Raw genomic sequence first — 14290 nt, 5'->3', positions numbered from 1 at the left:
TGGATGACCTGAGGTGGTAGTTTATACCTATTAATCCCTTTAAAGCTTTAAATAGGTAGGTGGGTAATTTTAATTATTTGTAAATTTTTTCTACTAAAACGATTGATTATTCTGAATAAATTGCCTATATTTGTAGATAGGAATTTATTATCATATATTTCTGGAAAGGAGAAATAATTTTGAAGAAGAATAGTAGAATTGTTACCTCAGCCTTGGCTCTTACTCTAGCATTAGCCCCATTCAGTTCTAGTGTATTAGCTAATCCAGGCACAGTTCAGTCCGATGTACATAAGACACACGCTCATGAAAAAGGGGGAGCACCTTTTGATGTAGCGATCGCGAACGATGAACGATTAATCGAGATGTTAAAGGAAAGCGGGAAGATCTCGAAAAATGCCACGCCAGAAGAGGCAAAGCAAGTTCTGAATAAATACTTAGAAGCAAAATCAGAAGCTGCGTCTAACAAAGCCAAAGCAGAAGATAAGGGAAAAATGGCTAAAGAGAAGGCAGAAAAACAAGCCAAGTTAACAGATGATGCTAAAAACAACAGTATGACAAACGGAAAAGGAAACAAATTAGGACAAGCTAAGAAAAACAAATTACAGTCTGTTGAAAAGGAAGCCTGGAATGGCGAAACACGTACAGATAATGTCCTAGTATTGCTAATTGAATATCCGGACAAGCAGCATAATTCTATGTCAGAAAGTGAAACAGATATGTATTATGAAGGTGAAAATGCCTATTCAAAAGCACATTATGAAGATATGCTGTTTGGTGATGGCGGCTGGATCGGCCCAGACGGCAAAACCTATGTATCTATGAAACAATACTATGAAAAACAATCTGGCGGCAGTTATTCCGTTGAAGGAACAGTAGCAGGATGGTACCAGGCTGAGCACCCAGCAGCTTATTACGGTGCAAACGATCCAGCTCCTGATGGAAGTGATGTCAATGCACGTGGTCTAGTTAAAGAAGCATTGAATGCTGCTGCAGAGGATCCTAATGTTAATTTAAGCAATTTTGATGAATGGGATCGCTATGATCTGGATGGAGATGGAAACTTTTTAGAGCCGGATGGTTTAGTCGACCACCTTATGGTAATTCATTCTGGTGTAGGTGAGGAAGCTGGCGGCGGTTCATTAGGGGCAGATGCAATTTGGTCACACCGTTGGAATCTTGCACAACCTACTGCGATTAAAGGAACAGAAGCGACAGTTGATTACTGGGACGGACAAATGGCCGCTTACGATTATACTATTGAGCCGGAAGATGGAGCCGTCGGTGTTATGGCGCACGAATTCGGACATGATCTAGGTCTTCCAGATGAGTACGATACCCAGTACTCTGGAGCCGGTGAACCCGTAGCCTACTGGTCTATTATGGCAAGTGGAAGCTGGGCAGGAGATATTCCTGGAACGATGCCAACAGGTTTCAGTCCATATGCGAAAGAAATGCTTCAAGGAACTGCCGGTGGAAACTGGCTGACCGGTTCCGAGATCAGTATGAGCGAAGTGACAGAACAAGGTTTTGAAGTACTTTTGGATGAAGGTGTTACAAAAGGTACCAATAATGATGCTGTAAAAGTCACGTTGCCAGATAAGAAGACAGTTATTAATGAACCTGTCAGCGGTCAATATGAGTACTTCAGCGGCAGTGACAATAGTCTCACAAATACAATGACGAGAACGGTTGACCTTACAAATGCTGCTAGTGCCGAGTTGACCTTCCAGGCATGGTATGACATTGAAACGAATTGGGACTATGCTTATGTAACCGTCAATGGTGAACCTATTGAAGGTGCGATTACTACAGATGAGAATCCGCACGGGAATAACTTAGGCAATGGGATTACAGGTAGTTCAGATGGCTGGAAAGAAGTAACCTTTGATCTTTCTGCATTTGCAGGGGAAAAAGTAGAAGTCGGATTTAAGTATAAAACCGATGCGGCTGCTATTCTACCAGGTTTTTATGCTGACGATATTAGTATCGCAGCTGACGGAGAAGAAATTGTTTTTGACGATGCAGAAGGTGAAAGCAGTTTCGAGCTAAGCGGATTTACTAAGGAAGATGGAATCAAGATGTCCGAGCATTATTATTTACTAGAATGGCGCAGTCATAACGGTGTCGACCGCGGACTTGCTAACCTACGCCGTGGAGACAGTCTAATGGAATATGATCCAGGCTTAGTTGTATGGTATGTAGATAACAAGTACACGGAAAACTGGACAGGTTTCCACCCAGGCGAAGGCTTCCTTGGTGTCGTCGATTCGGATCAGAAAGCAATTTATTGGAGTGATGGTACGGTAGCTTCTACTCGTTACCAGGTGCACGATGCTGCGTTCACCATAGACAAGAAAGATAAAATGTTCATTGATTACAGCGAGCTTCTCGGAAGAACTATGAAAGATAACCATACGAAGCGCATCCCATTATTTGATGATAGTGAAAACTACCTGAACGAAGGGCTAGTTGATGCGGGACGTAATGTTCCTGAGTATGGGTTGAAATTCCGCGTTGCAGGTCAAAGTAAAGATGGTACTGTAGGAAAAGTGCTTATTTATAAATAGGCAGAAGAAGAAATTAACTTGTTAATCATAAACAGGCTGATCACTATTTAACAATAGGTGGTCAGCCTGTTTTTGTTATATTTCACTGGTCAATCTAGCCAAAGAAGAGAATGGAAAAGAGATTCTACAAGAGATCAGAATGAGATTTGTTGAGGCATTGGAACATGCAGGAGTGTTTAAGCGGACTAAGTAAGGGAAAGCGGCTTTTAAAGCCTTTATTAATAGTCTGTAAAAAGGGAATGAAAAAGGAGCAGCCAAGTGATGGCTGCTCCTTTTTGGTTAGCTGAGTTCTACAGTAGAACCAGGGATCACTCCTCTATGAGCTTCCTCGACTGTTTGAGTGTTTGCAAATCCACTTAGTACACTAACTACTAAAGCAGCTGCAAATGCCGTGACTACCAACTTTTTCTTCATTTTAACACCTCCCATAACGTGTGTGCTTTGCTTTTATAGAAATATTGAAATATTTGCTGGCTAGCTTGTATTCATCCCTATCATAATAATAGGAACCAATTTCGTCTGAGAAATCTTCTAATGTGATCCACTTATCATTTTTTTGTAAAAATGATATGGCGTAATTTAAAGATCTTTCTTCTGCATCCTTTGAAAGATAGAGCTCTTTAAGTATGGTATATAAATGGAAGTGGATTAAATCATTGGCTTTTTTACTATGTGCTAAACCCCTTTCACACAATTCCTTGCCTTTTTTTCGGTTATTAATTTTAAGGTATTCCTTTGTTAATAAAAAATAAGCCATTGATAAATCAGGGTGTGAATCTTCTCTTTCTAACGATTTTTCTATATATCTGAGGGAAGTCTTAGGTAAGTTTTTCTTAGAATACAAATGGGCCAAATTATGATAAATGGAGGTTTCAAATTCTGTATCATTTCCCTTATGACTCAAAGCTAAGTGAAAAAATTCTTCTGCAAGATCATAGTTTTTTAAATCAATATAATTTAAACCTTGGATTAATTCACAATGAGCGATCTTAGACCTATGAAAGATGGAATCATCTTTATAAATCCTTATTGCCTGCTCTAAGCAAAACATAGACTCAATGGCACTTTCCATAAAATAATGCAAAGTTGCTTTTTTGTAATAAAAATCAGCTGTTTCTAGGGGGTCCTTATTGTGATAAAGATATTTCTCTGCTTGGGTGTACCAATTTAAAGCTTTAGTATAATTTTTCTTATTAACCTCATACAATGCAGAAACATATGCGTACATATAGTTGAGATTTTCATTAAATTTAAAGTTTTGGTTTTTCGCTAACAATAGTTTTGTGTAGGCGGCTTGAATATTCCCATATTGTATATGGTATCTGGCTGTTAATATATATTTTGCACACAAAGCTTCACTATCTTCAGGGAGAGATGAATCTGGAAATTCTTTTTCTAAATCAGCTAACAATTGAGCACTTTCTTCCTGATTATAGTTTCTTAACGCATTTGTAAGTTCACTAAACAAATCAACCGTATGTACTTGAGCAACCATGCAAATCTCCTTCTATTATTTTCCTATAGTATATCGTACTCCCTTATATTTTCCATGGGAAATTATTACTATTTTCTAAAAATTCATATTACGCGTAATAATGTGTAAATTTTAAAACCCCTGTATTAGGAAGCTGTAAAAAGTAATAATTAAGCAGTAGGTTCTTTAAAAAGTTATTACAGAGAAGGTATGAATATGTGAAAATCCCTATTCGACACCCAAATCGACAAAATGTATAGTTTTTAATAAATAGTAAGGAGGGAAAGTTAGTCAATATGAATCATTTTGAAAGTTTGAATCGAAATGTCAGGAATCTCCTGGATTCACATCTGGTAATGTGTTGGAAGTGTAAAGAGTTGGTCGAGGAACAAGACATCGTAGCTGTAACAGATGGGCGTACTTCATGGGTTGAGTATTGTCAGGATTGTTTAGCTTTTCATAAGGAGCACAAGAAAGACTATGCAAAAACATGACGTGTAGGAAAAAAGAGGCCAATCTGTTTTTAGAATGACCTCATGTTTAATACTGATTAGTTTTGTTTATTTTTACGTGTAAATGGCCACCATACTCCATTCCCAAAGGAAACGGTAATCGCCGGAATGAGTAATGGCAGGATTATTAAGCCATATAGGAGAAGACCAGTAATGACGATTGTAGCAATTTGAATTAAGCTTAGCACCCCAGATGGCATCATGGCACCGAATGTCCCCGCCAGGATAATGGCTGCGGTAATGACAACAGTTCCCATTTTGGCCATTGAGGTCATCATGGCTTCTTTCACATCCATTTTAGCCTCTTCATTGAAACGATCAAGCAAGAAGATGGAGTAGTCCACCCCAAGTGCGACAAGCATAACAAAACCGAAAAATGGAACGGCCCAGCTGATCCCGTCATAGTTTAATAGATTGACGAAAATCAATTCTGCGATAGAAACAGATGTGTAGTAAGTCAGCAAAAGAGATCCAATCATATAAAGCGGCATGATCATAGAACGGAATAAGATTGTAAGGACAATAAATAATCCGCTTAAAATAATGATCATTGTTCTTGTAAAATCATTTTTGGAGATCTCTGAAAGATCATCATTCGTAGCTGGAATGCCACTGTACGCAATGGTCATATCTTCTAAAGGCGTTCCTTTAACTTGATCTTGCACGGTTTGTTTAATGGCCTCAGTCGTATCAATTGCTTCTTTAGAATAAGGGTCATTCTTTAGAATGACTTCCATTTTAATTCCTTTTTCATTAGCAAAAGAATAACGATCAATTGCTGGCTGGAACTCTTCGTTATCAAGGGTGCCATCTGGAATGAATACACCTGTTTCGGCAAGCGAATTTGATTCTCCCATCGCTCTAGTGATTTCTTCAGCATCTTTTAGACCTGACTCGATATCTTCGAGTCCATCGATTGAGGCACCAACTCCACTAGCTAATTCTGCAAGTCCGTCTTTGAGCCTGCTGACTTGACTCGTTTTTGCTTGTAAACTGGAGGATGCACCAGCGAGTGACTGCCGAATTTGGCCAAGTTGTTGCTGTACTTGGGCTAATTGTTTAGAAGCTTGAGCCACATTTCCTGACTGACTAAGTCCTTGATTTATGGAGGTAAGCTGCTGATTTATTTGCTTAAGTGCATTAGCAGCCTCACCTAGACCATTTGCGTTGGTTCTCGTGCCCGATGGGAGCTGGTTTGATAGGTTATTTAATCCAGCTTCAATCTCGGTTAACCCGGATTTTGTTTTATTGATCCCTTCACGAGCTTGATTCAAACCGTCGGACACTTGTCGAAGTTGATAGTCAATATATAATTCTTCAAGAATTTCTCCAGTAGGTCTTGAGATCGTTCGAATGGAATCGACTTCTTCATTTTTAGCTATTTCCGAACTCAATTCTTCAACATAAGGGATAGCCTCTCTCGTAACCGTATCATTCTCAGCTTTAATGACGATATTTAGAGGGAGTGATTCACCCTTGCCAAAGCCCTCTTCAATTGCTTTTAGTCCTTTAACTGAACCATAATCATCACCGATTTCATCCACTGTATTAAACGATAATTGTCCATTATATGTTAGAAGAAATGGAACAGTAATGATGGCAACAAACACTAGGGACCAAATAGGTCTATGAACTGAGAATCGTCCGAGCAGCGTCCACAATTTACTATCTTTGTGGGAAGCCGATTTTTTAGATGGCCAAAATAGCTTATCCTTTAAGACAGCCATGAAAAAAGGAATAATTGTGAATAGCACAACCATTAATACAGCGATCCCCACAGCAACACCGACTGCTGACTTGAAAATAGTAAATTCAGCAAAACCGATGGCAACAAAGCCGATAAAAACAGCAATGCCGCTAATTAAAAGAGTTCGACCGGCGGTTTTATACGTATTCACTATGGCAGTTTCAGTAGAGTGTCCATTTGTAAGTTCTTCTTTATAGCGGCTCAACAGTAATATACAATAATCTGTTCCGATTCCAAATAGGACGGCAACTAGAAATATTTGTGTATAGTTTGAAACCGGGAAGCTAAACCACTCGATAAAAAAGGACACAAGTGACTGGCTAAGTAAATAGGTAATCCCAACTGCAACTAGTGGAATAAAAGGTGTGATAATAGAACGGAAGACGGCAAGCAGGAGGACAAAGATCAGAACTACTGTTATGATTTCAGTCCGCTCCAGCCCCTCTTGACTGCTTTCGTTTACATCCTGGTTAATGATCGCTTCCCCAGTAATATAAACTGTGTGATCACCCGACAGTATATTAGATTTAATGTGGTCTGCAAGCTCATTAATTTCTTCGTCTGTACCATCCACTGTGATGGGAATAAGGATCGTTTTCTCATCTTGTGAAACAAGCTGGTCAGTTGTCTCCTTACTTTCAAAAGGTGCAACCACATTAGTAATGGAGCCTTCCAAATTCTTCAACTCGTCGACTGTGGAAGTAATGGTTTGTTTGACATGCTGATCAACTGGTTCATCAAGCGTGAATACAAGGGATATGGTGTCAGCATCCGCCCCGGCCTTTTCTAAGATCGCTGCAGCCTTCTGAGAATCTGTACCTTCGGGAAGTTGTAAATTTCCAGCTTCTTCAGCTTGTTGAGTTAAATTAGGTGACACTATAAATAAGCCTGCCGTTAATAAGATCATGAGTGTCACAATGATCCATTTATACTTTAATATGATTTTCATTATTAATCTTCCTCTACTCTTAGAATTGCTTTTACTTTATCGAATATCCGAATGAATTCATCGATTTCAGAATCTTTAAGTTCTCCAGCAAGTAGTTCTTCTATATGGCTGGAAATAAGCTCGTTAGACTGATGGATGATAGATTTTCCTTTGTCGGTCAAAGTAAGTGTTTTTCCTCGGTGGTCCTTTTCAGAGCCCACAACATCTATTAAGCCGTTTTGGCTCAATTTTTTCAGTCTGTTAGAAACGGCACTCTTATGGACCCCTTGTAATTCAGCAAGTCTCCCCGGTGATACTTTTTCTAACTTGAACAGAATTTGAAGCATATGAATTTGTTCTGGAGAATAAAGATCATAAATTTCGTGGTCAATCGATTTTATTATTCTCTCGGTACCAAAGATCATGACTTCTTTAAAAAGATCTACAGCTTTATCTAAACGATCATTCACTATTAAAACCCCCAGGCAAAAAAGTAGTTTATTCCCTAAACCAAAATATAGTTTACACCCTAAACTATATTTATGCAACATATTGTATCTGCGGTCAGTAATTGTAGTGGGATTAACAGGAATTTGTACTAGTACACCCTGATTCAAATTTGTGTTAGACTTGTTGAAAAGTGAATAGTATCCTAGTCTTACTAGGAATGAGAAAACTATAATGTCATTAGGGGTTGAATAGAATGAAGAGCACTGGCGTTGTTCGAAAAGTAGATGAGCTTGGAAGAATTGTTATTCCTAAAGAGCTGCGTCGCACGTTACAAGTAGAGGAGAAAACTCCGCTTGAAATATTTGTTGAAGATGACAAAATTGTTTTGAAGAAATATAAAGCCAATAAAGAGTGTGTGATAACTGGAGAAGTTAGCGAGGATAACCGTGAATTCTTTAACGGCCTTGTTCTGAGCCAGAGAGGTTTAGAATTACTAAAAGAAGAGTTAGAAAAGGTCACTAAATAATATAGTAGAATGCTATAGAAAACCGTTCTTTTTACAGGAACGGTTTTTTGTATGGAATTTTGCTCAATTAATGAAAAACTTCAAGCTGCATTTTACGGAGACTTTCGTCTTATAAATGATGGTTTAACGACTAGTGCAATCTTATTTAATATAAGAGTATAGTCCTCAAATGAAAAATAATTCTCTTTTGTGTGAATATAATACCTATTTGGAATTTATTACAATCGATTGATTTTTACCTCTAAATAGGACTATAATTTGACAGTGTTAGAGGATTTTCGACAATTATTTTTCTGAAAATTCCTTTAAGTGGTAATGTTTTATTACATATGCATTACCTGCTTAAATATCAAGGAGGTTAGAAATCGTGGCGCAATACAGTAAGGAAGATATTGTAAACAGCGTTCCTCAAAAAGGGTTCTTTGGACATCCAAAGGGATTGTTTACACTATTCTTCACCGAATTCTGGGAGCGTTTTTCTTATTATGGAATGCGCGCAATTCTATTATTTTATATGTATTATGAGGTGTCGAAGGGCGGCCTTGGTTTAGACGAGGGAACCGCAGCTTCTATTATGGCCATTTATGGGGCACTCGTATATATGTCCGGAATAATTGGAGGTTGGATCGCAGATAGATTGCTAGGTGGTACATCCACTGTGTTTTATGGCGGTGTCCTCATTATGTTTGGACACATTGCTTTATCTTTACCAGGAAGTTTAACAGCCTTTTTCATTTCGATGGCTCTGATTATTATCGGTACCGGTTTATTAAAACCAAACGTATCCAATGTAGTGGGAGATCTTTATGCTCCAGAGGATTATCGCAGAGATTCAGGCTTTAGTATTTTTTATATGGGAATTAACCTCGGTGCCTTCTTATCTCCTTTAATCGTAGGAACAGTTGGACAGGAAATTAACTTCCATGCAGGATTTGCCATCGCTGCTGTAGGTATGTTCTTCGGGTTAATTACCTTTATGGTGACAAAGAAAAAGTACTTAGGTTTAGCAGGTAAGAATGTTCCGAATCCATTAACGAAAGTGGAACGGAGCAAAACTTACAAACGTGCAGGTATTGGTGCAGTCATTGTCATTGCCTTTTTTGCTATAACTATTCCGACCGGGATCATGACGATCAATCGCTTAACCTATCTTGTCAGTTTTCTAGGTCTTTCGATTCCAACGGCCTATTTTATTGTTATGTATCGAAATAAAAAGACAACGAAAGATGAAAAATCAAGACTGCTTGCTTATATTCCGTTGTTTGTTGCGTCAATGATATTCTGGTCAATCCAGGAGCAAGGATCCATTATTCTAGCTCAGTATGCTGACCAGCGTGTAGACTTAAGCCTTAGCGGGTTTGCTATTCAATCTTCATGGTTCCAATCCTTAAATCCATTATTTATTATCTTCCTGGCTCCTGTATTTGCCTGGTTATGGATTAGATTAAAAAGAAAGCAGCCAAGCACACCACAGAAGTTTGCATTCGGTTTAATGTTTGCCGGAGTTTCTTTTCTAATACTGGTTATTCCTGCTTTAACCAATGGGGATAATTTGGTAAATCCATTATGGCTTGTGGTCAGCTTCTTTATCGTTGTCATTGGGGAATTGCTATTATCCCCTGTCGGCTTGTCAGCCACAACAAAACTGGCACCTGCAGCCTTTGCCTCACAAACGATGAGCCTATGGTTTCTCTCTAATGCAGCAGGACAAGCGATGAATGCTCAGCTTGTGAAACTTTACAATATCAATACTGAAATTGCTTATTTTGGTGTTCTTGGAGGAGTTTCTGTCTTATTAGGAGTTATTCTATTTTTGTTCTCACCTAAGATTTCTAAATTAATGAAGGGTGTTTTATAACACCTATTTCACTAAAAAGCTGCACTTTGTGAGGTTAGATCACAAAGTGCAGCTTTTTTATTTCAAATTACTTTTTATCTAAATTTTGCAAAATGGAAGGAAACGTGTAAAATAAAAAGTCAGATTATGAGATAATAGGTATTATTATGAGGTTAATGAAAGATACAGGGAATAGGGATGAAAGGGTGTAGAAATGGCAACGAGAAAAGATCGACGAAAAAAGAAAAGAAAATGGCTCTGGGTTTCACTGGCTGTAGTAATACTTGCAGCCGGTGGCAGTGCAGCTTACTTATATTCCATTTACCATAATGTGAAAACAACAGTTGATAGTGAAATCCATAAAAAAGTTTCGGGCATTGATCATCAGGCTACTAAAAAGAAAGTAGAAGATGAAGAGCCGATCAATGTTTTGCTGCTTGGTGTAGATGAACGTGAACATGATACCGGACGTTCCGACACGATGATTGTGATGACACTTGATCCGGCAAATGACAGGATGCAGATGGTCAGTATTCCGAGGGATACTAGAACAAAAATTATCGGGAAAGGTATTATGGATAAAATTAATCATGCCTACGCGTTTGGCGGAAGCGATATGTCTGTCAACACAGTAGAAAATTTTCTAGATATAAATTTGGATTATTATGTGCGCATGAATATGGAAGGCTTATCTCAGATGGTTGATTTAGTAGGCGGGATTACTGTCCAAAATGATTTTGCCTTTACACAGGGAGGTTACAATTTCCCTAAGGGGCAAATTGAGCTTGAAGGAAATGAAGCTCTTGCATGGGTTCGGATGCGTTATGATGATCCTCAAGGGGATGCCGGGCGTAATGAACGTCAGCGGCAGGTTATTCAAGGTGTTATTAATAAAGGCTCATCGATTAATGTAGTGAATAATATCGGTTCAATTATGGATGTTTTTGGTGAAAACGTGGCAACCAATATGAAGTTTGAAGATATGAGAAATCTGGCTATGAATTATCGGAGTGCCAGGGAGAACTTAACGACATACCAGATGACTGGGCAGGGCACAAGGATCAATGATATTTACTATCTGCAGGTACCGCAGTCAGAAGTGAAGAAAACGCATGAGATGATTAAAGAGTATAGTTCTTAGAGGGGTATCAGAAGTTTTAACTAACAAATGGACAGGCAGGGCTCAAAAAGGGAGTCTTGCCTTTTTATTACATAAAGGCAAAGGGAGGACTTGAAATGGCTGAATTGAAGAATGCTAGAATCGGTTGGATTGGTACGGGAGTAATGGGGAAAAGCATGGTGGAGCGTTTGCTGATGGAAGGCTATGAGGTAAATGTTTTTACTCGTACTCCGTCAAAGGCGGATGAATTGATTGAAAAAGGCGCCCGCTGGCAGGACAATGTGAGGAATCTAGCAAAGGAATCTGATATTATTTTTACAATGGTCGGCTATCCGTCTGACGTGGAAGAGATTTATTTTGGTGAGAACGGTATTCTGGAACATTCAGGTGAAGGTACCTATATGATTGATTTAACGACATCTTCTCCGGACCTTGCGAAGAAAATTACTAAAAAGGCTGAAGAACGCCGTTCGTATGCATTGGATGCTCCGGTATCTGGTGGTGACGTCGGTGCGAAGCAGGGGACACTTTCGATTATGGTCGGTGGTGAAGAAAAGCCAGTGGAGTATATCTGGCCAATACTGGATGTACTAGGGAATCAGATTGTATGGCAGGGGCCAGCCGGTGCTGGGCAATTTACAAAAATGAGCAACCAAATTGCTATTGCATCCAATATGATGGGAGTTTCCGAAGCATTAATCTATGCGGAGGCTGCGGGTCTTGACCCATCCACCGTTCTTGAAAGTATAAGCGGTGGTGCTGCAGGAAGCTGGTCACTTAGTAACCTTACTCCTCGCGTCATCAAAGGAGATTTAGAACCCGGATTTTATGTGAAGCATTTTATTAAAGATATGAAAATCGCTATCGAATCCGCAGAAAAAATGGAACTCGACCTGCCAGGACTAAAACTTGCCAAGCAATTGTACGATCAAATTTCAGCGGATGGCTATGCCAACAGCGGCACCCAGGCCCTTTATCAATATTACAAAGGATAGTATAGGGATGGATTAAACTTCCACCTCAGGTCATCCAGTATTTGGATGACCTAAGGTGGGATTATTTGTAAATGTATGGATTTTATTGTTTTTCTTTAGTTCTGAAAAACCTTTATAATAGATGGGAGAGTATAGTAGGAAAGGAGAGTTGATATGGAGAAGGTTGGTAGAAATGATCCGTGCCCTTGCGGAAGTGGAAAGAAATATAAAAAATGCCACGGTAAGACGAATGTAATCGAATTCCCTTCAAAAAAAGTTGAAGAGGAATTGGACCGGTATTTGCTTCAATTTCAGGATTACATGTACGACCATTACCCTCATTTATTCCCCTCCACAAAGGCTTCGTCTCAAGAAGAAGAGATAGAACATTTTGTTCGTCTTCTTTATAAAGGTCTATTTGTACCACAGACTGATGGAGAAACTGTCTTTCAACACTTTTTTAAACAAAAGCAGAAATCAATGATCCGGCCTGCCACAACAAAGGCTCTTAAGACTTGGGGTTCTTCACATACGAGTATCTTTCGTCTTTTAGAAGAAGATTCCGATGAGTTTGTATATGTTGAAGATGTACTAAAAGATGGTCAATTTAAGGTAGGAAGAGATCGGATCCCATTGGATAATGAAGACCTACCGCACTTCCCTTATTACATGGGTATTTTAATGAATTGGGGGAACTTTTATAATTTTATTCCTCTTGCACTGCCAAATACTAAAGCAGGCTGTGACTATTTCATTTCTGAATTACAAGCGGAATTCAATAATCAATCAAGGGCTGGTGAGCTCAGTGATTACCTGCATCACAATTTTCTAAGGTCCTTCCCTAAGTGGCTTTACATGGAACCGGCAGATTCGTTTGAAGAAAGCTCTGAGTTATCCGAAAAGCAGCTTGAAGTATTCGAGGTTCTAGACGAACATGTAGACTATTCGGATCAACAGCTTGAAGCCTATGTCACATTAAAAGGGTTGTGGCTGAGGTATTGTGAGGAACAAGATCCGATAATCAGGAAGCCTGCTGTATTTGCTGCAGCACTTGAATATTTCTTCTATGAGGTCCCTTATTTTGGTGGAGATCAAATAGTTACTCAGAAACAAGTAGCCAAAAAATATAGAATCAGTTCAAACAGTCTGTCTAGACGGTATAAAGAGTTAATAGAAATTTTTTATAAACTAATCCGGAATTATGAGGACCATAGCGAGGATCCGGAAATGAATTTCTATGTAAAGCCAAGTGCTCAAATAAGTGTTGAGAGACATACGTACGAATTGAATAAAAAGATTGAACAAATGAGCTTCCATTCTATTGATGAGATTAATGAATATATGAACTACCATAGGAATGATCCGTTTGTTCCGGCAAATGACAGAGAACTTGCACAGGTAAAGGCGTACGAAGCCTATGAAACTAGGAATGATGAAGAGAAAAGAAGATTAGTAGATGAAGTGTTGTCACTTGATAAAAACAGTGTGGATGGACTTGTACTCAGGGCGCGCTTTACAAATGATGAGACAGAAAAACTCATATCTGTGATAGAGGCTGTTCATTCTGGTTATAATCGCCTTGATACTGATGAGGATGTTAGTCTGTGGCAAGTTATTGAGGCCCGTCCTCTGTTGAGGGCTATTGAGTTTTTAGCAGAATTGTATGAGGAAAAAGAAGAAATCGGTAAGGTGATTGAGTGGTATGAGGAACTTCTTGAGTTGAATCCACAGGACAATCAAGGAATTCGTTCGCGATTAATCCCTCTTTATGTAGGGGAGGAAAGGTATCTTGATGTTCAGAAATTGTTAGATTCTTATCCTGAGAATGATTCTTTAGAGCAGACGATGACCATTGCCCTGCTAATGATTATGTTGAAAATGGATGGAAAGGATATAAGATCTCAACTCCAACTAGCTCATGACAATAATGAGTTTATAGGGGGATTGCTTACTGGGAAGGAATCGATGCCAGAAGAACTTCCCGAATTATTTAGTCGCGGTTCATTTGAGGAAGCGGTCATTTATGTACATCGCAATGGACACTTATGGGAGCCGCACCTCGAACAACTGAACCCGATTTTGAAATGGAAATGAATGTAAGACCTGAGGTGGAAGAAATGTGGAAAAATCCCTCGCCAGATATGGGCGAGGGATT

The 14290-nt window shown here is 39.0% G+C and carries 11 protein-coding genes; 7 read left to right on the top strand and 4 right to left on the bottom strand.

The window, feature by feature from the left end:
* Window positions 1-179 precede the first annotated feature (179 nt).
* Window positions 180-2567, top strand: a complete 2388-nt coding sequence (locus tag B5354_RS07205) for an immune inhibitor A domain-containing protein (RefSeq protein ID WP_079527360.1) — start codon at window positions 180-182, stop codon at window positions 2565-2567.
* A 279-nt stretch (window positions 2568-2846) separates the two neighbouring features.
* Here B5354_RS07205 and B5354_RS20885 read toward each other — a convergent pair whose 3' ends face one another.
* Together B5354_RS20885 and B5354_RS07200 are read right to left on the bottom strand one after the other, a co-directional pair.
* Window positions 2847-2981, bottom strand: coding sequence for a hypothetical protein (locus B5354_RS20885; RefSeq protein ID WP_281252726.1), 135 nt, complete (start codon window positions 2979-2981; stop codon window positions 2847-2849).
* Window position 2982: 1 nt separating this feature from the next.
* Window positions 2983-4062 (bottom strand): tetratricopeptide repeat protein, encoded by a 1080-nt coding sequence (locus tag B5354_RS07200; RefSeq protein ID WP_079527358.1) that lies wholly within the window; start codon window positions 4060-4062, stop codon window positions 2983-2985.
* Between the two features lie 275 nt (window positions 4063-4337).
* On the opposite strand from B5354_RS07200, the gene B5354_RS07195 reads away from it, so the two are divergent.
* On the top strand, window positions 4338-4535 hold the full coding sequence (locus B5354_RS07195; RefSeq protein WP_079527356.1) for a hypothetical protein: 198 nt from the start codon (window positions 4338-4340) through the stop codon (window positions 4533-4535).
* Between the two features lie 56 nt (window positions 4536-4591).
* Here the strand turns inward: B5354_RS07195 and B5354_RS07190 are convergent, their stop codons facing one another.
* Window positions 4592-7249 carry an MMPL family transporter gene (locus tag B5354_RS07190; RefSeq protein ID WP_079527354.1) on the bottom strand — a complete coding sequence of 886 codons (2658 nt, stop codon included), beginning with the start codon at window positions 7247-7249 and terminating at the stop codon, window positions 4592-4594.
* 2 nt (window positions 7250-7251) lie between these two features.
* Window positions 7252-7698, bottom strand: a complete 447-nt coding sequence (locus B5354_RS07185) for a MarR family winged helix-turn-helix transcriptional regulator (RefSeq protein WP_079527352.1) — start codon at window positions 7696-7698, stop codon at window positions 7252-7254.
* Between the two features lie 233 nt (window positions 7699-7931).
* Between B5354_RS07185 and B5354_RS07180 the strand changes: the two genes are divergently transcribed.
* The 5 genes from B5354_RS07180 (at window position 7932) to B5354_RS07160 (ending at window position 14229) form a co-directional block, all read left to right on the top strand.
* Entirely contained in the window at window positions 7932-8204 is a 273-nt protein-coding gene (locus B5354_RS07180; protein ID WP_079527350.1) for an AbrB/MazE/SpoVT family DNA-binding domain-containing protein, read from the top strand.
* A 367-nt stretch (window positions 8205-8571) separates the two neighbouring features.
* Window positions 8572-10062 carry a peptide MFS transporter gene (locus tag B5354_RS07175; protein WP_079527348.1) on the top strand — a complete coding sequence of 497 codons (1491 nt, stop codon included), beginning with the start codon at window positions 8572-8574 and terminating at the stop codon, window positions 10060-10062.
* Between the two features lie 193 nt (window positions 10063-10255).
* The gene (locus B5354_RS07170) at window positions 10256-11182 is read left to right on the top strand and encodes an LCP family glycopolymer transferase (protein ID WP_079527346.1); all 927 of its coding nucleotides are present in this window, start codon (window positions 10256-10258) and stop codon (window positions 11180-11182) included.
* A gap of 95 nt (window positions 11183-11277) precedes the next feature.
* Entirely contained in the window at window positions 11278-12156 is an 879-nt protein-coding gene (locus B5354_RS07165) for an NAD(P)-dependent oxidoreductase (RefSeq protein WP_079527345.1), read from the top strand.
* A 153-nt stretch (window positions 12157-12309) separates the two neighbouring features.
* Window positions 12310-14229: an SEC-C metal-binding domain-containing protein gene (locus tag B5354_RS07160; protein ID WP_079527343.1), complete on the top strand. Its 1920-nt coding sequence runs from the start codon at window positions 12310-12312 to the stop codon at window positions 14227-14229.
* Window positions 14230-14290 lie beyond the last annotated feature (61 nt).

This window comes from Halobacillus hunanensis, assembly GCF_900166655.1.
Taxonomy (GTDB): domain Bacteria; phylum Bacillota; class Bacilli; order Bacillales; family Halobacillaceae; genus Halobacillus_A; species Halobacillus_A hunanensis.
This window is presented reverse-complemented; position numbering and strand designations above follow the sequence as displayed.

Excerpts from the sequence above, each read along its gene's own strand:
- B5354_RS20885 (WP_281252726.1), bottom strand. The coding sequence starts at position 2,981 with ATGAAGAAAAAGTTGGTAGTCACGGCATTTGCAGCTGCTTTAGTAGTT.
- B5354_RS07200 (WP_079527358.1), bottom strand. The coding sequence starts at position 4,062 with ATGGTTGCTCAAGTACATACGGTTGATTTGTTTAGTGAACTTACAAAT.
- B5354_RS07195 (WP_079527356.1), top strand. The coding sequence starts at position 4,338 with ATGAATCATTTTGAAAGTTTGAATCGAAATGTCAGGAATCTCCTGGAT.
- B5354_RS07190 (WP_079527354.1), bottom strand. The coding sequence starts at position 7,249 with ATGAAAATCATATTAAAGTATAAATGGATCATTGTGACACTCATGATC.
- B5354_RS07180 (WP_079527350.1), top strand. The coding sequence starts at position 7,932 with ATGAAGAGCACTGGCGTTGTTCGAAAAGTAGATGAGCTTGGAAGAATT.
- B5354_RS07170 (WP_079527346.1), top strand. The coding sequence starts at position 10,256 with ATGGCAACGAGAAAAGATCGACGAAAAAAGAAAAGAAAATGGCTCTGG.
- B5354_RS07165 (WP_079527345.1), top strand. The coding sequence starts at position 11,278 with ATGGCTGAATTGAAGAATGCTAGAATCGGTTGGATTGGTACGGGAGTA.
- B5354_RS07160 (WP_079527343.1), top strand. The coding sequence starts at position 12,310 with ATGGAGAAGGTTGGTAGAAATGATCCGTGCCCTTGCGGAAGTGGAAAG.